This is a genomic window from Chitinophaga ginsengisoli (genome assembly GCF_003014595.1).
In the GTDB taxonomy this organism is placed as follows: domain Bacteria; phylum Bacteroidota; class Bacteroidia; order Chitinophagales; family Chitinophagaceae; genus Chitinophaga; species Chitinophaga ginsengisoli.
Genome location: NZ_PYGK01000009.1, coordinates 224,742 through 248,843, shown reverse-complemented (window position 1 = coordinate 248,843; position 24,102 = coordinate 224,742). Strand labels below are relative to the sequence as shown.

The following is a 24,102-nucleotide window of genomic DNA, read 5'->3' as shown; positions in this document are numbered from 1 at the left end:
GAAAGTAGTAAGTAGAAATAGATAGATGCATTTCAGGCCATCAACTACCGTCAGACCGACTGTGATTGATGGCCTGAGTGTTTTCAGAACTTCCTGAAGAAGCCAAAGGTGGCTAATTGTAACATCGGTCGATCTCCATTGGTATCGCCGTAGGCATAAATATCTCCGAAGATGGGCAGGTCGTACTGCTGCCGGATGCGACGAACCTTTTCCTCACCATTGCAGTTCACACCATATATACGGCCGGTAACCCTGGCATTCCGGATCTCCAGCTGGGTGCCGATACATTCAATACCCACACCATCACACCAGGGCTTTACCCATTCCTGCGCGGAAGCTGTCACCACCACCACACGATGTCCTTTGGTCAGGTGCTGATTTATCTCTTTCAGGGCGTTTTCCCTGATCAGACCAGGCAGCCGGTTACGGCAGAAAGCGGCACATTTATCACGGAACTCGTCGATAGGTGTGTTACGGAAAAAGTACTGTAACACCAGGTCTTTCCCCTTCTGTTTAGAGATCAATCCCAGCTTCATCATAACCAAAGCTGGCGACAACAATGCCAGACCTGTGTACAATGCTCCATTCCCTTTATGGAAACGGATGACCTCGAACAAGGTATCCTTCGTGGTAATCGTACCGTCAAAATCGAAGAAAGCAATGGCTGGCTTCATAATTTGAGTTTTTTGAAGATACCCTCAGGTATTGATTTGATAATGAGCATAATATAACGCCAGAACCATTTCGTATAAATAACGTTTTTCTTTGCGATCACCGCCCTGTAAACATCCCTTGCAACATCCTGTGGCTGGGCTGTCAGGGGAGCGGGCAGTTTCAGGTTCTCGGTCATACGGGTATACACAAATCCCGGTTGAACGCTCAGCACATGTGCGCCTTTAAGGAAAAGGCGGTTGCGGAGACCACTCAGGTAAGCCGTAAACCCGGCCTTGGCGCTACCGTAAAGGTAGTTACTCTGACGGCCACGTTCGCCAGCTACAGAGCTGATGCCAACAATGGTACCATTGCCACGGGCCGCATATTCGTCTGCCACAATATTCAGGATGGATACCGCACCGGTATAGTTGGTGTGCAGGATGCGGGCAGCTTCAGTCCAGTCGGATTGCCCTTTTTCCTGTGAACCCAGGTAACCGAATACAGTAATGGTGATATCCGGCGCTTGCGAAAGGGACCTGTAAAAAGCAGCGTGACTGGTAAAATCAGTTGCGTCAAAGGCATGGGAGCTGGCACTTACCTGGTAACGGATGCGAAGGTCCTGCTCCAGAGCGGAGAGGGAAGCTACGTTACGGGCAGCCAGTTGAATATCGTATTTGTTCCTGGCAAACTCGCGGGCAATGGCAACAGCCATGTCTGACCCGGCTCCCAGAATAAGAACAGTAGGCATATAATTGATTGTCGGTATTTTAGGTAGAAGATTATTCTGTCAGCAGCAACCGGTCTGACTGTACAGAACGGAACAGCTTAGCACCATTGTATGTTTTGATGATATCGGCAAATTTTTGCGCATTAGGGTAACTCTGCCAGAACACCTCCTGTTTCATACGGGCATCTTTCGACAGGTACAGACGGCCTCCATATTGCAGCACGATCGCGTCCAGCTTGTCAAGGAACTCAAACAGCCCTTTACGAACAGGGAAGTCAAGCGCTAGCGTATATCCTTCCATCGGAAATGAGATGAGGCTGTCCTGTTTACCAAACACCTTCAGTACCGCCAGGAAAGATCCCAGTCCGGCGTCACTGATCTTCTGCAGAATAGCTACCAGTCCTTCTTTCTTTTCCAGGGGCAGTACAAACTGGTACTGTACAAATCCGGCCTTACCATAACCCCGGTTCCAATGCAGGATGGCATCGAGGGGGTAGAAGAATGGTTCGTAAGGAATGACACCGTTGATCTCCCGTTTGGTATTCTTTAAGTAATATAACCAGTTAAATGCCTTGACAGTCAGGGTATTGAGTACGAAGGAAGGAAGATTGAAAGGCACCGACAGTTTACGTTTCGGGGCAAGTTGCAGGGGGGCTTTGCGTTGCTGTTCATTCAGTTCTTCCGGGGTGGCATGTTCGCCAACAATGAGGATACCGCGGCCGAAGGCATCACCTTTCTTCAGACAATCGATCCAGGCCATGGAGTAGGTATAATCCTTATATTCTTCAAAGAGGCGGATCAGGTCTTCCAGGTTGCGGGCCTTGATCTGCTTCTGACGGATGTATGCGGTACTGATCTTCTTCAGACCGAATTTCACCCGGGTGATAATACCGGTGAGGCCCATACCACCACAGGTAGCCCAGAAAAGGTCGGAGTGATTGTTTGCAGAACAGGTAATGGTTTCTTTATTACCCGTGATGATGTCCATATCGATGATATGACCTGAAAATGAGCCATCTACGTGATGGTTCTTCCCATGTACGTCAGAGGCAACTGCACCGCCGACGGTAATAAATTTCGTACCGGGCGTCACCGGCAGAAACCATCCCTGGGGAACAATAATATCGAGGATCTGATCGAGTGTAATACCGGACTGACATTCGAAGATGCCCTTAGTGGTATCAAAAGCGAGTACCTTGTCGTATTTAAGGGTAGAAACACTGTGTTGCGCCAGCGAAGCATCGCCGTAACAGCGCCCGTTTCCACGGGCAATCACAGATGAATGTGTGGATATAAAATCCTGCACTTGTTCTTCCTGCGAAAATGTTGATTCGTCGCAGGAGATAGCGGGGTAGTTCCCCCAGTTTGCCAACCGTTTTTCCATTACTCAAAAAAACTTTTGTTAGTGGGTAAATAAATAATCACATAAAAACTCAGCACCCACAGGAGTATGGTTAATTGAATGAAACGGTCTTTGTATAGGATTTTGGTAGGAGAACCTGTATTATTCTCCACATAAGTTATTTGCAAATATCGTAATAATCCACCAATTACAAAAAGACATGTATAATAAAGGCGGTAAGTACCAAAGCGTGACATCGTTTCCGGTGCCATGGTATACATCAGATATGCCACAATGATCACGGCAGATACGAGGGCCAGCATTACATTCATGAAGTCCATGTTATACCCTTTAACAGCCTTCCGCATATCCTGTCCGGACTGGGTTTTGATCAGCACATCATCGCGGCGTTTGGCGATAGCCATAAACAATGCCAGCAGGAACACCATGATCATCAGCCATTCTGATACGGCTATATTAGCAGCTACACCACCTGCTTTTATCCTTAATACAAACCCTGCTGAGAGGATCAGGATATCCAGGATCGAAATATTCTTTAATCCAAAGGAATACAATAAATTGATAATGAAGTAAATGCCTACAACAAATGCAAATTTCGGTCTGACATACCAGGCCAGTAAGCCACCTATCACCAGGCATAACACAAAGAAAACCAGTGCAGCGGGTTTTGCCACAGCACCTGAAGCGATGGGGCGTTTACACTTTACCGGATGTATCCTGTCTGCCTCTACATCTCTATAATCATTAATGATGTAGATGCTACTGGCAATGAGGCTGAATGCAAAAAATCCGATCAATAATTCCATCACCTTTTGCAGGTTGAATATCTCTCCCGCGAAGAAAAGGGGAATGTATAAAAAAAGGTTCTTTGCCCAATGGGAGGGTCTTAACAGTTTTAAATATTGCACGGGGATTGAACTTAATATTGCCGCCAAGATACAACTGATTGCCGAACAACGACACCATAAAATGCTATTTTCGCGTAAATTCTACTATTTTTGAGCCCGTTCATGTTACATTTATACTCGTTTTCATCAATTTATTATCCCCGTTTATGCCGTCAACTCATGCTCCGTTCAGCCGTAAAGGTGCGTTTATCGCAGAATTGCTGATCATCATTGGTTTTGCGCTGGTCCCTTTGTTTGTAACGTTCCCCTACAGGGTAAACATTTTTCTTTCCTGGGAAGGCGCCTACAGAATTTCCCAGGGACAGGTGCCTTACAAAGATTTCGGTCTGCCACTGGGCTATGGCTTCTGGCTCATGCCCGCATTGTTCTTTAAGTTATTCGGTCCGCAGCTGATATCGCTTGTGAAAGCCCAGGTTTTCATGAACATACTGGCGGGGCTGTCTTTCCGTTCCATCCTGAGAAGCCTGAACGTACAGCTGGCCATCCGGGTGCTTTCGGTGTTACTGTTCGTATTGTCGTACTCGTTCTTCAATTTCTGGCCCTGGTATAACCAGACGGTGATCGTGTATGAGCTGATCGGGCTGGCCTTCCTGTTCCGCTACCTGATGGGCCCACAGGGAAAGCTGCGTTTTTTATTCCTCTTCCTGTCTGCCTTTTTCACCTTCCTGTCTTTTTTTACCAAACAGGATGGCGGCGGACTGGCCTTACTACTTTCACTTGCCCTGCTGGCATACAATACCTTACAGGGAAAGAAGTGGCTGGATTTTGTGGCTTACCTGGCCTTTTATGGAATCGTGGCGGCGGTGATCATCGTGCCCTTGTTACCTTACGGTTTCGGTTACTGGTTTAATCATGGTCAGGCGCCGCACAATTCGAGATTATCTCTTTACGATATCCTGTCGGAGATTATGGGATTCTCGCAATGGATCAAATTATATTTCTTACTGGTGATTTTATGCCTGGTACCCGCCTTCCGCCAGTGGCGCAGTTTCTGGAATGACAGGCCGGCTATGCTGTTTACCCTGCTGACGCTGGGTATATTGGTAGAAGCAGCCATTTTCCAGGTAACCAGTTATACGCCTCCGGATAATAATATTTTCTTTCACAGCTTCGCTTTTGCTTTCATTGCCAGCCGTTTACAGGAGCAACTGAAACTGGACCTGGGTCGCTGGCCGTCCTTTGGTGCCGCCACCTTACTGCTGCTGCTCTGGTGGTCAGGTTCCTTCTGGAAATACCTGGACAGGATCGTGTCTCGTATCATTCCACCTGAACGGGTGGTAGCGGGTAATGCGGCGAAGGGCGACAGCTCCTCTTATGCGATCTACAATCCACAGGTCAGTGCTACAGGAGAGAACGTTGTGTCCCGCAATAATTTCATGATCAATACGGACACGACTGATGTCCCTACAGACCAATGGATCTTCTCTGACCTCTGGGCTTTTCATAAGATCTATATGCCACCTTCCACGGTGCATGGCATGACCCGTTTGCAGCAGCTTCCTATTGTAAAAGAAAAGAAGGAAGCACTTAAACTGCTGAATATGACGGAATTAACCCCTCTGGCGCAAGCCTTGCCTTATCAGCTGGAGACCGGGAGTGACTATCCTTTGTGGTACCATCTGGGGGTCGGCATGTTCAATAAACAGCTGTACGCTTTTGCCCGGAAGATACAGAACCATCACTATGATGTGGTGTTGTATGAATATGCACCGGGTAACAATAACTTTTTCCCGTTTGCACTGAGACATGAACTGCAAAAGCACTACCGGAAGGTGGATGAATTCCTGGCACCCCGCCGTCCTACCAATGCGACGATCGAGGTGTATGTAAAGGAGTGAAAGGATTAGTATCCAATGCATTGCAGTTATTTATCTAATCTTTATCTAAACAACCTGTGACAACTGAAACTGTGTCTTCTAAACCGGATACCACGAAGCTCTGGAGCTTTCTATTTGCTGTCTATATCATATGGGGATCTACTTATCTCGGGATGAAGATCGCCACGGAGATAGTACCTCCATTTTTGCTATCTGCATTCCGTTTCCTGGTGGCAGGTACCCTGATGGCCCTTATCAGCAGAACGAGTGAAAAACAACTGCCTTCCCGGAAACAGGTATTGTCTGCCGCCTTTGTGGGCCTGATGCTGATCGGTATCGGCAACTCCTGTACGGCGCTGGCGGTACATTATATGCCTTCGGGGCTGGTGGCGCTGATCGTGGCAGCCATCCCCGTATGGTTTATCGGGTTTGACTGGGCCTTCTTCAGTAAACAAAGACCTACGGTAATGACAGCGACGGGGATCATCGTCGGACTGGCAGGATTGTTCCTCTTGTTCAATCCCTTTGCTGCCACTACCATGCGGAGTTATCCACTTTGGCCGATCGGGATACTGGCAGGAGGATGTGCCTGCTGGGCGTTGGGATCATTGTCGGTACAAAGGCTTGCGATGCCTTCACCGATGCAATCTGCCGCCATCCAGATGCTTGTCGGCGCCGTATTCTGTTTCCTCGTAAGCGCTGTTACTGAACCAGGCGCCTGGGATACGCTGCCTCATATTTCCACCCGTACGTTGCTGGCCTATACCTACCTGGTGCTGATCGGCTCTCTGGTGGGATTTACTTCGTACAGCTGGCTGACCCGCAATGCGCCGCCCCGCTTGTTGTCGACCTATGCCTACGTGAACCCTGTCGTAGCCCTTTTTCTGGGTTGGGCCATCGGCCATGAGAACCTGTCTTCCCAGGCTTTGGTCGCCTGCATGATCGTCATCGGCGGGGTAGTGCTGATGACATTAGGGAAAAGAAAGGTATAATGTAAGGACGCTCATTATCAGCCTCTTTCTTTGTTCACAATGCAATAGTTCGGAAAGATTTCAAAGCGGTAAAGCCCCGATCTCCATCTGACCAGCATATGACTTGCATATGATTAGGATATTCCTCCGTTTTTAACGGAAGAAGAACGGAGGAATATCCTGGTCATATGCTACCTTGATGAAAGCCATATAATAGATTTCTCAAAGCGGCAGAAAAGGTTTACATCACTGAACGCAAGTCACTCAAAAACATACAGTTAATAACAGCAAAACACCTGCAACAATTCCCCCTGAAAGGTCCTGCCTGCTTCAATATAGATAAATATTACACCCAATTAAATTAGTATTTACTAAAAATATTAGTAATTTAGCCTCAGTTGATGGCTATGGAACGGATACAGGAGAAATTGGCGATACTGGCGGATGCAGCGAAATATGACGTTTCCTGTGCATCCAGTGGCAGCGACCGGAAGAATGACACCAAAGGTTTAGGTAATGCAGCGCCCGGAATGGGCATCTGTCATTCATATACACCCGATGGTCGTTGTGTATCCCTGCTGAAGATACTGCTGACGAATGTCTGTATTTACGATTGTGCTTATTGTGTGTCCCGGAGGAGTAACGATGTCAAACGTGCAGCCTTCACGGTGCAGGAAGTAGTGGACCTTACCATTAATTTCTACCGCCGGAATTATATCGAAGGATTGTTCCTTAGCTCCGGGATCTTCAAAGACCCTGACTATACCATGGAGCGGCTGGTGAGAGTGGCAAAGAAACTGCGGACAGAAAATAACTTCAACGGTTATATCCACCTGAAAGCAATTCCCGGTGCCAGTGATGAGCTCATGCAGGAGGCAGGCCTATATGCCGATCGGCTAAGTGTCAATCTTGAACTCCCCACGGAGGCCGGCTTGAAACTACTGGCACCAGAGAAAACCCGGCCTGCCATGATCAAGCCAATCCGCTTTCTGCAGAATGAGATCATACGGCTGGCAGATGAAAGGAAGGTGCTGAAGAAGGTACCCACATTTATACCCGCCGGACAAAGCACCCAGGTGATCGTAGGAGCTGCCGGCGAAACAGATATGGAGATCCTGCATATGGCATCCCAGTTTTATCGCCAATTCCAGCTGAAGCGGGTGTACTATTCAGGATATGTGCCCATCAGTGATGACACAAGGCTACCCGGTATGCATAGCCAAGTGCCGCTGTTACGGGAAAACCGGCTGTATCAGGCGGATTACCTGGTGCGACTGTATGGATTTGAACCCCATGAACTGCTGAACGAAAAACATCCGGACCTTGACACTGATATTGACCCCAAACTTTCCTGGGCGCTACGACACCTGGACTGTTTCCCCGTTGATATCAATAAAGCCGATAAGATGCTGATAGCCAGAATACCCGGTATCGGGCTTGAGTCAGCAAAAAAGATCTGTGCCGCCCGTACACATGGCGCACTGGGATGGGACCAGCTAAAGCAAATGGGTGTGCAGATCAGCAGAGCAAGATATTTCGTTACCTGTAAGTCTGCATCCCTGGAAAGGAGGGAACTGACCCCGGAACAGATCCGCCAGCAATTGCTGACACAGTCACATAGTAAGTGGCTGAGGGTACATACTACTCAACTAAGCTTATTTTGACTCGATATACTTTGACTTGATATACCATATCGATATTGCTATGATTATCCTCAATTACTATCGTCTGCCGGACTGCCACCTGTGCTGTGGTAGGTAGTCCGCGGGCGGTAGGTTAAATGTTACTACAATGACTACGTGGTTGTATGATGGAAGTTTTGATGGCTTCCTGTCTGCCGTATTTGACCTGTACTGGCAGAAGAGGACAGATGTCATGATCAGAAAGGAACAGGACCACGTACGTGGCTTGTTTGAGAATGTAATATTCACGCCTACCGTGGTGGCGAATGCTGACAGGGTATGGGCTGGATTGAGTAAGAAACTATCAGCAGAAAATCTGCAGCAGCTGTTTTGCTGTTACCTTTCAGAACTGCCTGGAGAAGAGGACAATATGGTGGGATTCATCCGGCATGTCTTCGCCAGTAAACAGGATGTGACAGGCGATTTTGGGAATAAATACGTCCTGCATGTATCCCAGATGGCACGCAAAGTACTGAAGGAAAAACACAGGATGGAGGCGTTTGTCCGCTTTCAGCTGACAAGAGATAATATCTATTATTCACTCGTATCGCCGGAGTATAATGTGCTGCCACTGATAGCCCGGCATTTTAAAGACCGCTATGCGGATCAGTATTGGCTGATCTATGATGAGCGCCGCCGGTTTGGCATTTATTATAACCTCCAGCAGGTAGAGACGATACGCTTACACTTCAATGGAGAATACGATCCCTATTATCATAGCACGAGCAACGTCTGGGCGCCGGAAGAAGAATTGTACCAGCGGCTATGGCATACCTATTTCAAGGAGGTGAATATTCCGGGTAGAAAGAATCCCAGGTTGCAGTTGCAACATATGCCGAGACGGTATTGGAAATATTTGACGGAAATGAGGGGATGAGGTGATACACCCGGGATGGCATAAGGGGTTCATTCCCATCGATAGGACTCCGTACGAGTTCCATGATGTTTCTCTACTATCTGATAATGAGCCAGTTACAGCCGCTTCTTTGTCAACCACTTCTGAGGAGTAGTATTAAACACTTTTTTGAATGGTAGTATCCTAGATGCTATTTCCTAATAATGTAACTTCGTTGCATTTTAATGCAGTTATCATGAAAGATAAAACCGGTAAACCAGCATTCTGGGAGTCTGCTTTCGCCGAAAAGCAGGAAATGTGGGGTTTCGAACCTTCAAAGTCAGCCATCTTAACGAGGGATTTCTTTGTCGAAAAAGGAGTGAAAAACGTCCTCATCCCTGGCATTGGTTACGGACGTAATGCGCAGATTTTCAGAGACCGCGGCATGAATGTGACCGGGATTGAGATATCAAAAACGGCTATTGAAATGGCGCAAAAACATTACGGCGGGGATATGGCTATATATCATGGCTCTGTCACGGATATGCCATTTGATGACCGCCGGTATGAGGGGATATTTTGTTATGCTTTAATTCACTTATTAGACGAAGATGAAAGAGCGAACCTGATCCGTGACTGCTATCATCAGTTGACAGAGAATGGTTACATGGTTTTCGTAGTCATTTCAAAAGAAGCGCATACTTATGGTCAGGGCACATTTATCAGTAAAGATCGTTATGAGATGTTTGGTGGCGTAAAACTGTTTTTCTACGACGAAGCATCAATCCATACAGAATTTGACGCCGCCGGACTATTTGAGATTACGACAGTAACTGAAAATTACCCTTTCTTTTTAATTACATGCAAAAAGGAAAGTAAGCGCTGATTACCTGCATTATACCTCAGTATACCCCTCTGGTACTTCTCCCAGGCGGAATCTGTTCACAATATTATGGGCCAGTCTTGTAGGTTCCGGTAGTCGGTAACGTCCTACACACTGTGTGATAATTTCCACAGTACCAGGTACATCCATGCCGTAACCGGGAGAAACAAATACAGGTTTAACAGCATTTTTGGCCCGCAGGGCTGCACCTACAACTTCATTCTTAAAGATAAGCGGTGTACTACTTCCTTTCTCAGAAGAAGGTTCTTCATACTTTCCACAGAGCACTTTCTTCGCGCAACCAACAGCAGGTGTTTTAGCCAGCACACCAAAGTGAGCGGCTATACCCATCCCGCGCGGATGTGCGATACCGTGACCATCCACCACTAAAAGGTCAGGTTTAAGAGGTAGCTGCTCCCAGGCACCCATCAACGCTGATGCTTCCCGGAATGCCAGATAGCCGGGCACATAGGGGAAAAGCACTTCCTTTTTTATCAGCGAATAACCGATCGGGATCAGTTCAGGAAATCGTATAAGGATGATACCCGCATAAACAGTGGTGCTGAATTTATTGAAGGAAATATCTGCGCCGGCTATGATATTCACAGGAAAATTCCTGGCTTGTATAACGATGTCGTCCCTGAGGTCTTTCTGTATTTGTGTTGCTGCTGTAACAGTCAGTGTATCATAATTTAATGTAAGCATACCGGACTTTTAAGTGCCTGTCAGGATTCAAAATTTACTCCGGAAAAACGGCGATTCTGGCATGAACTTCGCGCTATATTTATCAGAACAATTTCTCTATCCTAGCCTAGGGGTGGCTACAAATTGCAGCCTGAGATGAAACCCTAAATATCTGAACTGGGTAATGCCAGCGTAGAAAATAGGACAGAGAAATTATCAGAGGTCCCGGCTATTAAGCCGGGATTTCTTTTTAAAACGGGGGAGGATTTCTTTAGAACAGACTTAATTGTGATCCGCCTTTCTTCTTGTCAGGGGGCTGGGCTTTACCCATTACGGTACGGCCACCATATTGCCAGGATTTGTCCCTTTCCTCCTGGATCAGTTCTTCCAGCCTGGCATTGGGAATAAAATCCTTCTCCACCTGTTGCGATAGTACAGACAATTTGCGGATGGCTTCCTGTTTATCAGACTGCCCGATCTTCGCTTTGTTCACCGCATCCTTTAGTACGCTGATTGTTTCGTCGTACACATTCACCGGAACAGGGAAAGGATGACCGTCTTTTCCGCCATGGGCAAAAGAAAAGCGGGCAGGGTCCGTGAAACGGGAAGGCGTGCCGTGGATCACTTCACTGACCAGTGTCAGGGATTGCAGCGTACGGGGACCAACACCTTCCAGTAACAGAAGAGATTCAAAATCATGCAACTGGCGCTCATGTGCCACAGCCAGCACACTCCCCAGCCTTTTAAGATCCACATCCTTAGCCCGCACATCGTGATGGGAAGGCATGATCAGGTTCCGGATCTCCGGCAGGAGGTGAGCCGGCTTTTCTGTGATCAGCTGAAGCATCCCTGACTTGGTAGCTGAAGCATCTTTGTCTGTCAGATTGAGGATCAGTCCCTGATTACGGCCGTATATGAAAGTGTGTGGTGTTTCGGTAAACTGTTTAAAAACGGCGGAATGCCAGTGATAACGGCGGGCCATCCCATTGGCATCATTCATACCTTGTTGCACCACGGCCCATTCGCCCTCACTGGATACAATGAAAGAGTGCAAGTATAACTGGAAACCATCCTGCACAGCGGTGTTATCTACCTTAGCGGCCAGCTTACTGCAGCGTACAAGTTCCTGTCCGGGCAAGCCGGTACGCTCCGCAATAGCCAGCAATTCTGCAGGCGTCTCTTTAGAATGCTTTCCCTTTCCTCCGCAGATATAAATACCCAGTTCCTGCGCCCTGGGATTCAATGCTTTCTTCAACGCGCCCATTACGCTGGTCGTGATACCGGAAGAATGCCAGTCCATGCCTAATACACAGCCCAGCGCCTGAAACCAGCAGGGATCACTGAGACGGCGCAATACTTCGCCCTTTCCATAATCGGCTGCGATCGTTTCAATAATAGCACCGCCCAACAGGCTCATTCTCTTCGCGAGCCAGGGTGGTACATGACCATAATGTAAGGGCAGATCGGCGTGGCCTCCTGACATAGTATTATTCCTCCTAAAGTGGGTTTGTCTGTACGGAAAAATGATGAATGTTTTTGTCTGACATCAGGAATGTATTGATAGCAGCTATTTCGTCCTGCTTTCCGGCCACTTCATATTTATCTTCAATGATGAACGCTTCATTCCTTGTATGCAGCAGCATCTTATATTGTAAGTTAAAACGCTTAAAGATGGCGGCTATTTCATCAGGGCCATATAGATCCATATGGTATCCGACAGTGTAGATTCGTTTTTGCCTGATTTCCCCGATCTTACCTTCCAGCACTTTCAGACCGATCAACAATGCAAACACAATGACAAGCGTGAATCCCACCAGCAGATAATGGCTCACGCCTATCCCGATACCCAGGGCCGCCGCTATCCAGATGGTGGCAGCAGTCGTGATCCCATCGATGGTATAGTCGCCTTTGAAAATGACCCCCGCGCCAATGAAGCCTACTCCTGTAAGTATGTTAGACGCCACACGGTCGGGGCTGGAAGGAAACCCCAGTTCTACGGAAAACATTGTAAAAAGTGTGCTGCCCATACAGATCAGCGCCAGTGTGCGCATACCAGCCGCTTTGTGACGGTATTCCCTTTCGAGCCCCAGTGCCCCGCCAACGGCTAATGCCACCAACACCTTCAGCAACTGATGCTCTTCAATAACTTGAAAGATAGACTGTTCCATACGCATGTTCAACTACAAATGTAAGCCTTGGCATAATTCTTTATACAAATAGCAGGATTCATAATTCTAAATTTTTATTGTTTAACCTAAATAGTCTATCATGAGAAAGCAAAAGAAAGACCTCGGAAATAATGCAATCACTGTGCGCCTGGCGCTGTGCAAAATTGGTATTACGACGTGTCTTGCCATTATCCTGAGCATCTTCCTGTTTGCCTGCGGCAGCTCAAGGGAAAGTGGTAATACAACAGACACCGCGAATGTTATTCAATCAGGTAATACCAATGCTGCAGATACCATGAGCCATGCTACGGACACGTCTTCACAGCGACCAGACTCCATGCCGATCAAATAATAATTGTGGCATGGACCGTTTATTAGCCTCCACTATCTGTAGAAATAATTTCTACGATATATATCTAATTACCCGTATTTGTTAACTGGTAAAAATATTTTTATGAAAATGAACCATAAAAGTAAATTGTTCCTCGCAGGGCTCTTCATCGTAGGGGGATTGTCCCTGGCGTCATGCGGCGGAGGAAACAGGGACCATAACAATGATTCAACTCCAATTGGTGGTCAGGATACAGCATCCGTAACACCGGATACAGCTGCAGCCGAAATTCCACCAGGAGCCATTAATCCAGGGGAAGACTCTTCCCGATACGGCACCGGTACGGGAGATTCCAGCAGGAACAGGCATCAGCAATGATCGCAGGATTAACCGGACGGGAATTAGCGCCAGGTGATCAACAACAAAGCATCATTGGATGTTATATCAATAGAACAACCTACTCCCCACAGGAGCTTTTATATTAGTAGCAATCACGGAATATTCTGATTATCATCTGGTAAATATTGCCGATCGTAAGATATGGAAACTCTTTTCGCATCGACGCAGATTGGCTAATTAAGTCGATAACACATTAAAAGGCAATAGAATCTTAAACGTGATTGTTTATTCGTCAACAGGGAAAAGGAGGCCAGGCGCCTCCTTTCTTTATTTATTTAAGTAGGAATAAAATATTTACCTTCCCAGCCCGTCATAACCTTACGACCTCTGAGAGATGTGAGCAGTATTGAGCATGCCTCCATATTATTAGTAATTCTTATCCGCCGATGGAAGACAGTACACAACAGAAAAAACCGCTCCACGTAGCGGCATTAAAACGCACGTTCAGATTATATAAGTATGTAAAACCTTACTGGCCGGCCTTTAGCCTGGGACTATTCTTTCTTTTTATCTCCAGCCTGGCTAACCTGGCCTTTCCTAAGTTGTTGGGAGAACTGGTGGATGCCGCCAATACACATAAAGTATTAACCGATCCTCATGAAATAAACCGGATAGGATTGTTGCTGGCGGGTATACTGGTAGCGCAGGGCGTCTTCGGCTACCTGCGTATCATCCTGTTTGTCAATGTAACAGAACGTTCACTGGCATCTTTACGTCAGCATATTTACAACCATCTCATCAAACTGCCTATGCGCTTCTTTCTGAGCAGACGGGTAGGTGAGCTGGGCAGCAGGATATCTTCGGACATTTCGTTGCTGCAGGAGACTTTCACTACGACGGTCGCTGAGTTCATCCGGCAGATCATCATCATTATCGGCGGACTGGTACTCCTGCTGCATACTTCCATACAGTTAACACTATTGATGCTGACCACACTGCCAGTTATTATGATCATCGCTTATTTCTTCGGACGCTTTGTAAGGCGTTATTCCAAACTGGCGCAAAAGCAGGTGGCAGAGGCCAATACGATCGTTGAGGAAACATTACAAGGCATCCTGAATGTCAAGGCCTTCGCCAATGAATTCTTTGAGATGAAGCGTTACAGCACGAAGATCCGGGAGGTAGCTACCACCGGTATGAAAACAGGCCGGTTCCGTGGCGCCTTTACCGCCAGCATGATACTGGGCGTGTTCGGGGCAATGATCGCCGTGATCTGGAGAGGCGCCTTGCTGATCGCTGCCGGTAAGATGGATCCTGGTATGTTATTGTCCTTCGTCTTATACTCGAGCTTTATCGGAGGATCAGTAGCTGGACTGGCTGAAGTATACGCCAGTATACAAAAGAGTATCGGGGCTACAGAACACCTGCTGGAAATACTGGATGAACCGGCGGAACCGGTAGAAGAGATCACTGCCATTGCCCCGGGAAATCATCTCAGCGGACAGATCTCCTTCGACAACGTTTCCTTCCGTTATCCTACCAGAGACGACCAGGAAGTATTATCAGATATCTCCTTCGACATCGCACCTGATCAGCAAATAGCCCTGGTAGGTCCCAGTGGGGCAGGGAAAAGCACCATCGTCTCCCTCTTACTTCGATTATATAGTCCGTCGGAAGGTATGATCCGCTTCAACGGAAAAGACGCGGCCAGCTTCCCCTTATCGGCCCTGCGCAGCCAGATGGCCATTGTGCCACAGGACGTATTCCTCTTTGGTGGTACCATCCGGGAGAATATCGCTTACGGTAAACCCGGCGCAACAACGGCCGAAGTAGAAGCCGCCGCCCGGAAGGCCAACGCCTGGGAGTTTATAGAACGATTCCCTGATGGATTGGACACGATTGTAGGAGAACGGGGGATACAACTATCCGGTGGTCAGCGGCAAAGGATCGCCATTGCCAGAGCTGTACTGAAAAACCCGCGTATCCTGATACTCGATGAGGCAACATCCGCCCTGGATTCAGAGTCCGAAAGGCTGGTACAGGACGCCCTGGAAAAGCTCATGGAAGGACGCACTTCTATTGTTATCGCACATAGGTTAAGCACTGTACGTCAGTCAGATAAGATCATCGTGTTGGATAAGGGAAGATTGGTAGAAGAGGGCACACACCAGGAATTGATATTGGTGGAAGGCGGGTTGTACAGAAATCTGAGCGAAATGCAATTCTCACATTGACGTTAATGCAATTATTGTCCTCGGGTTTTGACGCCATATAATACGTCCCAACACAATCATTCGCGGCGATCGGCTCCGTAGGTGCCGTCTTGTTTGTAGCCCGGGGTTTTCAACCCCGGGTTCCCGGAGGCCGGGAACCCGGATAGCGATTCGTTTTATACACCTGTATTACATATACGGTTTCATCTCATCTTCAATGTTCTGCCTCAATGCCATTAATTTCTTGGCATAATTCTCCAGTTCAACCCCTGCAGCGCTTTCCGGCGTCCATTTAGGGACCGGCACCGTCTTCCCATGATCATCCACCGCTGCAAAAACCATCACACAATGGGTGGTTTTTATCCTTTCCTGCTTCCTTGGATTGCCTGCCTGTACATTGATGGCAATATGCATACTCGTATTGCCTGTATAAATAACAGTGGCGTTGATCTCTACCATATCTCCGATAGAGATGGGTTTGAAGAAGCGGATACCGCCCACATATACCGTGACACAATACTGACCACTCCAGTTAGCGGCACAGGCGTATCCCGCCTGGTCGATCCATTTCATTACAGCGCCCCCATGTACTTTACCGCCGAAATTCACATCCGATGGTTCTGCAAGAAAGCGAAGCGTGACAGTATTGCCGATTATATCGATCATAGGAAATAGGTTTTGGACAACTAAATTAATATTCTTCTTTAGTTTCCTGCTGATCTTCTTTCTTATTATTCTTCCGCTTGAACAACTGCGTATCCATTTTACCAAAACGGTAGGATACGTTTATTCTCAGCTCACGGGTAGCACGTTTACGATACCTTTCCTGTTCAGAGTAGGCCGTAGTGGTATAAGTCAGGTTACGGTCGGTATTAAAAATGTCATTCAGGGCGAGTGATACCACCAGGTTCTTTTTCTTCAGGAATTCCTTGCGTACAGCGATATCAGCAGAATACTGTGCTGCTCTTTCTCCCTGTGGCAGAATCTGTTTGGATTCGTAGTTACCAGTGATCTGCAGGGTAGAATTCCAGGGCAGTTTTGTATTACTATTGATCTTACCGAACCAGATAAAGCCCTGATTGCTAAGGTTATTCTGCAGGTTGCTCGCATTTATCTTTGTCTGTGCCAGGTTCAGGTTGGTCGTAATATCCCAACCTTTGAGGATCTGGTTACGAACGGTAAATTCCGCACCATAGGCATTCCTGGTGTCTGCGTTCACCGGGTAAGACAGCACCACTTTCTGCGACACACCATTAATGGTCAGGGTAGTATCAGTATAGAAATCGGTAATCGCCTTTTCTGTATTCCGGAAATACAAGGATACCAGTACGTTATGTTTCCTGTTGAAGTCTTTCAGATAACTTAACTCGAAAGAGTTCGTGAACTCAGGGCGTAGGGCAGGGTTACCGCGATTGGCGCTCTGGGCGGTGTATTCCAGGTTAGGCAACAGGTCGCGGAACCAGGGACGGCGTACACGGCGACTATAGTTCAGCTGCAGTTCATGATCTCCCTTGAACTTCTGGGAGAGGAACAGGCTGGGAAACAGGCTGACAGGATAATCAATTTTATAACTGTTCTTGTTGATGCTTTTCATTTCACCATCATAGAAAGACTGTTCTGCACGCAGACCTCCCTGGTAACCGAAGTTGCCAACGGTGCCGGAGTAGCTCAGGTAGGCTGCATTGATCGTTTCCGAGTAGTGGTAATTGTTAGACAGCGAAGAGTCTAACACAAAATCGCCCGTAGAGAAGTCTTTCCCATTTGTATTCAGCAGGTTATTGAACTTGCGGGTAGTACTGCGTAAACCGGCCTCTATCTTGGAAGTTTCTGTCAGCGGATTTACATAATCGATCTGACCAGTGATGTAAGTAGTGTTACCATTCCCGCGACCATAACGCTCCTGCGGCACATTCGGAGAATCGATCGGCTGGTGCCCCATACTATAATACTGTAACGAATAATCGGAGTTATCTTTCGAAGTGGCGTAGTTATAGTTCAAGTCGGCAGTCAGCTCATGTCCCTGCTTGGCAAAGGTGTGCTTATAACCTACCTGTGTGCTGTAGTTACGGAAGTTATGGTTGTTATTATCAATACCGGTACCATAGCGTACCTGCTGCTGATCTTCCTGCAGGTCGTACAGTCTCAGTCCGCTGTTGTCTTTAAAATCGCCCGCCATAATCCCCTGGGCGATGGTGAAAGTGTTACGGTTATCCATGAACCAGTCAAAACCGATCCGGCCAAACTGGAAACGGCGACCATTGTCACCATCATTATACTGGTCGAGATAGGTAGTGGTATCGGTGCTGATATTTTTACGGAAGAGATGTGACCGGGCGTTACCCTGGCGGCTTCTCAGGTTATAGCTAAGGGAGAGATTGAATTTTTCCCTGCGAATATTCAGGTCCGCACCGGCATTGCCTCCACCGAGAGAAGAAAGACCACCGCTGATCTGGCCGTTGATACCGGCTTTACGGTTCTTTTTCAGCACGATATTGAGGATCCCGCTCACACCTTCTGCGTCATACTTTGCAGAGGGGTTGGTCACCACTTCCACAGAAGCAATCGCATCTGCAGGGATCTGATCGAGGGTCAGTGTAGTAGGACGGCCATCCACGAAGATGGTAGGAGAGCCGTTACGTACAGTAACATTCCCGTCAATATCCACGTTCACGGAAGGCACCTGCTTCAGTACATCGGTTGCAGTACCTCCCACGCTGGCAAGACTTTTATCAACATTGAAGACCCGTTTGTCAATCGCCATCTGGAAGGTGGGTTTGTCGCCTACGACTTCCACACCAGCCAGTGATCTTACATTGGGACTCAATTTGATATTTCCAACATCTATATTGTTATTTTTTGCAGTAAGTGCAATTGTTTTATAAACGGTTTCGTATCCAATGAAATTCACTTTGATGATATACTTACCGAAAGCCACTTCAGGGAAATTGAAGTCACCGTTTGGTTTTGATAGCATACCTGTTGCCACACTGGAATCTGCTGTGCGAAGCAGGGCAACGGAAGCATATTCAATAGGAGAATTGGTTTTTGCATCGACGAGTTTTCCGTATAGGGAGCCATTCTCGGCAGGCTTACGCGCCGGTTGCTGTGCATAAGTAATTGACAGGAACGAGATCATCATTCCCAAACATAAAGCGACAATTTTCTGCATGATCCAAAGTACTTTTCTAATATTTAAGCCTGTAACTGCAGTAAAATTAGTCTGATTTAAAAAAAGATTGATCCACTAATGGATGAATGGCGCGGAGGGTTCCTTATCTTTACATCTGACTGTTACATTTCGAATCAATGCATTATGCCTGACGCTTACCAACCAGACTGGGACATCTATACCTGCCATATCGAAGATAAGCCGGCTATTATAGGCCTGGACCTGGACCTGCGGCGTTTTGCCCCGTTAAGTAAAAAGCCGTATGCCATCTTCATATCGGTATACCTGAAAAATCCCCGTGCAGACGGTTTCCCGCAGGGGGATGAGTTCACCATGCTGGGAGAAATTGAGGACTGTCTGGTGCAACAGCTGGAAACAACGTTGCAGGCACATTTTGTTGGCCGTACTATGTCAAATGGAATAAGAGATTTTTACTTTTATGCCTCTGGCACCCTCCTGCACGACAAATACATCGCAGATGCCATGATCCAGTTCCCCGATTATCATTATGATTTCGGGGTAAAGGAAGATAAAACATGGGAGTTGTACTTCGACTTCCTGTTTCCGGATGTACAGGAATTTCAGCGTATCCAGAACCGCAAAGTGTTGCGTACGCTGAAACAACATGGGGACATTGCCGAAAGGGCCCGCCTCATAGACCATTGGATATATTTTTCTGCAGAAACCGAACGGGAACTGTACGGACAGCAGGTGCAGCGGTTAGGATTCGTCATAGAAGCACGACCAGTTGATGAAAGAGATCCTCATCCCTATGGATTAAGGCTTTCCCGCAACGACCGGACCGACGAGGAAAGCATCGATGCAGCTGTAATGTTGCTCTGGGAACTTGCCCAGGAAATGAATGCACGTTATGACGGATGGGAAACTGTTATCGTGGCGCAATAATTTAGTTAACTTATTACAACTGTTACATAATCTTTACGTTAAGTAAAGAAGATGCTTGCTTATTACTGCTAAGACCAAGTGAGAAAATCGCCCAAAATATCAATTTATGTCCTGATCTGCTGTTGCCTGGCCTTCGGAATGCTGGAGGCGTACGGCAATTCTTTCCGGAAGGAACGGCCCCGCTTTCCTATTAGCCGTGATACGGTGGTGCCGGTGAAGCCTTCTATTCCGGCAATGCCCATCCCGGAAGATACCATCTTTCCGCTCATTCCAAGGGTCCACAGCGTACCGATCGTCCCGACCATTCCCGGCGATACCGTCGTACCCGGAGATGTGATCCTGCATGGAGATACCATTCCGGTGTCAAAGAAATATTCCAACTCGTGGATGGGTCGTGTACGTGCTTACCGGGATTCCCTCAGGAGTAAACAGTACCGCGACTCCCTGATCAGAAAAGTAACCCGGCAGAATGTGCCTGAACCCTCAGGTACAGATAGCAGCATTATCAAAAGTGAGCAGTATTTCAAACCATTCGCAGGTAAAGTGATCCGCGATATCTACTACCGCCGGGTGAACGTGTTTGGTCCCAGCACTATCAAGGATACGACCTTCTCGACATCCATGAAGCTGGTACATCTTGCCAACCGGCTGCACTTCAATTCAGAGGAGTGGGTGATACGACAAATGCTTTTTTTCAGGCAGAACGACACGCTCAATCCTTATGAGATGTCCGACAACGAGCGTTACATCCGTAGCCGGCCCTTCATACAGGATGCCCGTCTGTATATTATTAATACCGGGGCGTCCGAGGATTCTGTCGATCTCCTGGTCGTGACCAAAGACGTATTCGAATATGGATTCGACCTGTCCAGTTTAAGCACCACGGGTATAAGGGCCAGCGTTTCCAATGACAACCTCTTCGGTGCTGGTCAGGGTGTTATGGTTGGGATCTCCTGGAGAGAAAACGACAATCCACCCCTTGGATCGCAGGCCAGATATACCAAAACGAACCTGCTGGGTACCTTCATAGATTTCTCCGGAGGATATACCACTTTGAGTAACATCAATACACTGGATTCTGGGACTTATGAGGGGACCTACTACCTTGCCGTTGACAGGCCACTGTATAAAAGCGAGGCTAAATGGATAGGAGGTTTCAATTTCAGCTCCAATTATTCCATTAACATGTTCAAACGCTCCGATAGCCTGTATCGCGACTATCGGTATAACATCCTGGATGTATGGGGTGGTTTCAACTTCCTGAAACAGGACAACCGTAATCCGGACAGCCGAAAGCCTAACCTGGCATTCCTGTTCCGCCATTTTAACCTCATGTTCACGCAAAGGCCCTTCCAGGAGATCTATAAACTGGACCCTGTTTATAATAATCACAGGTTCTATCTGTGGCAGGCCGTCACCTTCAGGCAGGAATTCTTCAAAACAAGTCATTTCTTCGGGTTCGGGCGAACGGAAGATATTCCCCTGGGATATACCGCGTCGGCAACCGCCGGATGGGAGACCTGGAAGAGGCGTACCCGGGCTTATGTAGGACTGGAGGCCGAAAAATTCTGGGTAACCCCAGGTAAAGGCATCCTTTCAGGAACAGTGGGGCTCAGTACCTTTTATCAGAATGGCATGTCGGAAGATGCGGTGATCCACCTCAAAGTGGAATACTATAGCCGGGCCTTCCGGTTTGGGGGAGGGAAACTGCGCCAGTTCCTGTACGCGGACTATATCTGCAATCCTAACAACTATTTCTATCGCCCGCTCAACATCAACAGGGACCTGGGCGTATGGGGATATAAAAACGTGCCGCTGAGTGGTTATCAGCGTTTAAACGTCAGGTCAGAAACGACTTACTACAGTCCTTTGAAGATATTCGGTTTTAAATTCAATTTCTTCTCTACTATCCAGGCATCGCAACTGACCTACCAGAGTAATAATATCTTCAAAAACCCTATTTATACCGGGCTGGGACTAGGCTTCAAGATACGCAATGAAAACCTGTCATTCAATACCCTGAGGCTGTCGGCCAACTACTACCCGAATGCGCCGGAGCCTATGAAATCAGTCTTCTGGGAAGCCACCACTACGGTAGACTTCCGTTTCAACATCTTCGTCATAAGAGCGCCGGCCTTCTTACAGTTCAAGTGATTTCCTGATCTTAATAACGACCAGTTTGGATGTGGGTGTATTGCTCTTGTCGGCCACACTATTGAGCGGCACCAGGGCATTGGCTTCGGGGAAATAAGTGGCAGTGCACTTCTCCGGAATGCTGTATTCCACTACCAGGAATTTATGAACGATCCTTTCCACACCTTCAAAGTTATTGACAAGATCAACCACATCATTCGGTTTGAGGCCGGCAGCTTGTATGTCCCGGCTATTCATCAGGATCACTCTTCTTTCCTGGTAGATACCGCGATAACGGTCATCCAATCCGTAGATAGTCGTATTGAACTGGTCATGGCTACGGATGGTCATCATCATGTACTCATCTGCTGCCAGCTGTTGCACGGTTACCCTGGCGACATTAAAATTGGCCTTGCCTGTAGTAGTATTGAAACGTCCTTCCCGTGCATTATTCGGCAGGTAAAAGCCGCCTGGATGTCTCACACGGGTGTTATAGTTATTGAAACCTGGGATCACCTTTTCGATATCCTCACGTATATAGTCGTAATGCTGCATGTAATGCTGCCAGTTCACTTTGGATCGATTTCCAAGGGTAGCAATGGCCAGCCTGCAAACAATCACAGGTTCACTTAACAGGTGAGGGGAAACAGGCGGCAGATTCCCTTTGGACATCTGTATCACACCCATGGAGTTCTCACAGGTAACGAACTGCTTTTGCCCCTGCTGCATATCCATATCACTGCGGCCGAAAGTAGGCAGGATAATGGCTTCCCGGCCATGTATCAGGTGACTGCGGTTCAATTTGGTAGACACTTGTACGGTTAATGCACAATTGCGCAGCGCCTGTGCCGTTACAACCGTATCAGGTGTAGCGGAAAGGAAATTTCCTCCCATGGCAAAGAAAACACCCGCTTTGTTATCACGCATGGCGCGGATAGCGTCTACGGTATCATAACCATGCTTGCGCGGCGGATTGAATCCGTATACCGACTGGATCTTATTTAGCAATGCTTCAGAAGGTTTTTCATAGATACCCATGGTACGATCACCCTGCACATTACTGTGCCCACGTACAGGACAGGTGCCTGCGCCTTCCTTTCCAATACTGCCTTTCAGCAGCAAGAGGTTCACCACTTCCTTGATCGTATCCACCGCATTTTTATGCTGCGTAAGCCCCATGGCCCAGCAGGCTACAATCTTCTTCTTATGCATCAGCATAGATGCAGCCTGGCCGATCTGTTCCAGCGAAATACCACAGGCATCTGCCAGCGTTTCCAGCTGTAACTGCCGGACATGCTCTATATACTCAGCATATCCGCTGGTATTACTGTTAATGAAACCATGGTCGAAGACTGTGCCCGGATGACGTTCTTCCTCTTCCAGCAACAGGAGGGCGATAGCCTGTAACAACGCCATATCCCCGTTGATCTTTACCTGCAGGAACAGGTCTGTAAGGTGCGCCTTGATATGAAAAATCCCTTTGACAGTCTGCGGATTAAGGAAGTTCAGCAGACCTGTTTCCGGAAGCGGGTTCACAGAGATAATAGTAGCGCCATTCGCTTTCGCCTTTTGCAGGGCGGTGAGCATACGGGGGTGGTTGGTACCAGGATTTTGTCCAAGAATAATAATGACCTCTGCTTTATGCAGGTCATCCAGGGTCACCGAGCCCTTACCAATACCCAGGGTATCAGACAGTGCTACACCACTGGATTCATGGCACATATTGGAACAATCGGGCAGATTGTTGGTACCATATTCCCTGACGAATAACTGGTAAAGGAAGGCCGCTTCATTGCTGGTACGGCCGGAAGTATAAAAGATGGCTTCATCGGGTGAGGCCAGTGCATTCAGCTGTTGTGCTATCTTCTGAAAAGCGTCGTCCCAGGAAATAGGCTGGTAATGTGTAGCACCGGGAGCCAGGTATACCGGCTGCGCCACACGGCCTTTTTTGCCGATTTCATAGTCTGTGAGGGCGGCCAGGTCAGCTACACTATTCTTTGCAAAGAAGCTGGCATCCAGCTTTTTACTGGTAGCTTCTTCAGCAACCGCTTTGGCGCCGTTTTCACAGTATTCTGCAATAGCAGAACGGTCGTCGTCGGGGTCGGGCCAGGCACAACCCGGACAGTCAAAACCATGCTTCTGGTTCACCTGCAGCAAGGCCTTCATACCACGGATCACATCCATTTCGTGGAGGATATGTTTAGCGCTGGATAGCACAGCAGGAATACCGGCGGCGATTGTTTTAGGCTTGCTCAGTCGGACATGTCCGGTGAAATGTTCCGGGTTCTGGGATGGGTCTGTGGTAGTATGCTGATTCAT

20 protein-coding genes are annotated in these 24,102 nt (G+C 47.7%); 10 read left to right on the top strand and 10 right to left on the bottom strand.

Annotated features, from left to right (window positions below; translation table 11 throughout):
- Positions 1 to 83: 83 nt before the first annotated feature.
- From CLV42_RS21435 to CLV42_RS21420, 4 genes are read right to left on the bottom strand one after another with little or no spacing between them, the layout of a single operon-like run.
- Complete coding sequence (locus tag CLV42_RS21435) at positions 84 to 674, bottom strand: HAD family hydrolase (RefSeq protein WP_106603981.1); 591 nt, start codon at positions 672 to 674, stop codon at positions 84 to 86.
- Positions 671 to 1,402: an SDR family oxidoreductase gene (locus tag CLV42_RS21430; RefSeq protein WP_106603980.1), complete on the bottom strand. Its 732-nt coding sequence runs from the start codon at positions 1,400 to 1,402 to the stop codon at positions 671 to 673. The genes CLV42_RS21435 and CLV42_RS21430 overlap by 4 nt, the downstream gene beginning before the upstream one ends.
- A gap of 31 nt (positions 1,403 to 1,433) precedes the next feature.
- The gene (locus CLV42_RS21425) at positions 1,434 to 2,765 is read right to left on the bottom strand and encodes an FAD-binding oxidoreductase (protein ID WP_106603979.1); all 1,332 of its coding nucleotides are present in this window, start codon (positions 2,763 to 2,765) and stop codon (positions 1,434 to 1,436) included.
- Positions 2,765 to 3,652, bottom strand: coding sequence for a decaprenyl-phosphate phosphoribosyltransferase (locus CLV42_RS21420; protein WP_106603978.1), 888 nt, complete (start codon positions 3,650 to 3,652; stop codon positions 2,765 to 2,767). The genes CLV42_RS21425 and CLV42_RS21420 overlap by 1 nt, the downstream gene beginning before the upstream one ends.
- A gap of 146 nt (positions 3,653 to 3,798) precedes the next feature.
- Between CLV42_RS21420 and CLV42_RS21415 the strand changes: the two genes are divergently transcribed.
- The 5 genes from CLV42_RS21415 to CLV42_RS21395 all read left to right on the top strand — a co-directional run bounded on the left by CLV42_RS21415 (position 3,799) and on the right by CLV42_RS21395 (position 9,843).
- Positions 3,799 to 5,490, top strand: coding sequence for a hypothetical protein (locus CLV42_RS21415; RefSeq protein ID WP_106603977.1), 1,692 nt, complete (start codon positions 3,799 to 3,801; stop codon positions 5,488 to 5,490).
- A 56-nt stretch (positions 5,491 to 5,546) separates the two neighbouring features.
- Positions 5,547 to 6,461, top strand: coding sequence for an EamA family transporter (locus CLV42_RS21410; protein WP_106603976.1), 915 nt, complete (start codon positions 5,547 to 5,549; stop codon positions 6,459 to 6,461).
- 386 nt (positions 6,462 to 6,847) lie between these two features.
- Complete coding sequence (locus tag CLV42_RS21405; protein WP_106604034.1) at positions 6,848 to 8,104, top strand: putative DNA modification/repair radical SAM protein; 1,257 nt, start codon at positions 6,848 to 6,850, stop codon at positions 8,102 to 8,104.
- A gap of 127 nt (positions 8,105 to 8,231) precedes the next feature.
- Complete coding sequence (locus CLV42_RS21400; protein ID WP_106603975.1) at positions 8,232 to 8,999, top strand: TIGR03915 family putative DNA repair protein; 768 nt, start codon at positions 8,232 to 8,234, stop codon at positions 8,997 to 8,999.
- 214 nt (positions 9,000 to 9,213) lie between these two features.
- The gene (locus CLV42_RS21395) at positions 9,214 to 9,843 is read left to right on the top strand and encodes a class I SAM-dependent methyltransferase (protein ID WP_106604033.1); all 630 of its coding nucleotides are present in this window, start codon (positions 9,214 to 9,216) and stop codon (positions 9,841 to 9,843) included.
- Positions 9,844 to 9,852: 9 nt separating this feature from the next.
- On the opposite strand, the gene nfi is transcribed toward CLV42_RS21395, so the two are convergent.
- The 3 genes from nfi to CLV42_RS21380 form a co-directional block, all read right to left on the bottom strand.
- Positions 9,853 to 10,545 carry a deoxyribonuclease V gene (nfi, locus tag CLV42_RS21390; protein WP_106603974.1) on the bottom strand — a complete coding sequence of 231 codons (693 nt, stop codon included), beginning with the start codon at positions 10,543 to 10,545 and terminating at the stop codon, positions 9,853 to 9,855.
- A gap of 250 nt (positions 10,546 to 10,795) precedes the next feature.
- On the bottom strand, positions 10,796 to 12,007 hold the full coding sequence (locus CLV42_RS21385; RefSeq protein ID WP_106603973.1) for a DUF763 domain-containing protein: 1,212 nt from the start codon (positions 12,005 to 12,007) through the stop codon (positions 10,796 to 10,798).
- 13 nt (positions 12,008 to 12,020) lie between these two features.
- On the bottom strand, positions 12,021 to 12,692 hold the full coding sequence (locus tag CLV42_RS21380) for an MgtC/SapB family protein (protein WP_170117595.1): 672 nt from the start codon (positions 12,690 to 12,692) through the stop codon (positions 12,021 to 12,023).
- Positions 12,693 to 12,792: 100 nt separating this feature from the next.
- On the opposite strand from CLV42_RS21380, the gene CLV42_RS21375 reads away from it, so the two are divergent.
- The 3 genes from CLV42_RS21375 to CLV42_RS21365 all read left to right on the top strand — a co-directional run bounded on the left by CLV42_RS21375 (position 12,793) and on the right by CLV42_RS21365 (position 15,596).
- On the top strand, positions 12,793 to 13,044 hold the full coding sequence (locus CLV42_RS21375; RefSeq protein ID WP_106603971.1) for a hypothetical protein: 252 nt from the start codon (positions 12,793 to 12,795) through the stop codon (positions 13,042 to 13,044).
- Between the two features lie 102 nt (positions 13,045 to 13,146).
- Positions 13,147 to 13,401: a hypothetical protein gene (locus tag CLV42_RS21370; RefSeq protein ID WP_106603970.1), complete on the top strand. Its 255-nt coding sequence runs from the start codon at positions 13,147 to 13,149 to the stop codon at positions 13,399 to 13,401.
- A gap of 407 nt (positions 13,402 to 13,808) precedes the next feature.
- Complete coding sequence (locus CLV42_RS21365) at positions 13,809 to 15,596, top strand: ABC transporter ATP-binding protein (protein ID WP_106603969.1); 1,788 nt, start codon at positions 13,809 to 13,811, stop codon at positions 15,594 to 15,596.
- Between the two features lie 168 nt (positions 15,597 to 15,764).
- Here CLV42_RS21365 and CLV42_RS21360 read toward each other — a convergent pair whose 3' ends face one another.
- Positions 15,765 to 16,241, bottom strand: coding sequence for an acyl-CoA thioesterase (locus CLV42_RS21360; RefSeq protein WP_106603968.1), 477 nt, complete (start codon positions 16,239 to 16,241; stop codon positions 15,765 to 15,767).
- A gap of 25 nt (positions 16,242 to 16,266) precedes the next feature.
- The gene (locus CLV42_RS21355; protein WP_106603967.1) at positions 16,267 to 18,744 is read right to left on the bottom strand and encodes an outer membrane beta-barrel family protein; all 2,478 of its coding nucleotides are present in this window, start codon (positions 18,742 to 18,744) and stop codon (positions 16,267 to 16,269) included.
- 144 nt (positions 18,745 to 18,888) lie between these two features.
- Here CLV42_RS21355 and CLV42_RS21350 point away from each other — a divergent pair, with 144 nt between their 5' ends.
- Together CLV42_RS21350 and CLV42_RS21345 are read left to right on the top strand one after the other, a co-directional pair.
- Positions 18,889 to 19,650, top strand: coding sequence for a DUF695 domain-containing protein (locus CLV42_RS21350; protein WP_170117594.1), 762 nt, complete (start codon positions 18,889 to 18,891; stop codon positions 19,648 to 19,650).
- 78 nt (positions 19,651 to 19,728) lie between these two features.
- Positions 19,729 to 21,804, top strand: coding sequence for a BamA/TamA family outer membrane protein (locus tag CLV42_RS21345; RefSeq protein WP_146154449.1), 2,076 nt, complete (start codon positions 19,729 to 19,731; stop codon positions 21,802 to 21,804).
- Here CLV42_RS21345 and CLV42_RS21340 read toward each other — a convergent pair.
- Positions 21,790 to 24,102, bottom strand: a complete 2,313-nt coding sequence (locus CLV42_RS21340; RefSeq protein WP_106603964.1) for an FdhF/YdeP family oxidoreductase — start codon at positions 24,100 to 24,102, stop codon at positions 21,790 to 21,792. The genes CLV42_RS21345 and CLV42_RS21340 overlap by 15 nt on opposite strands.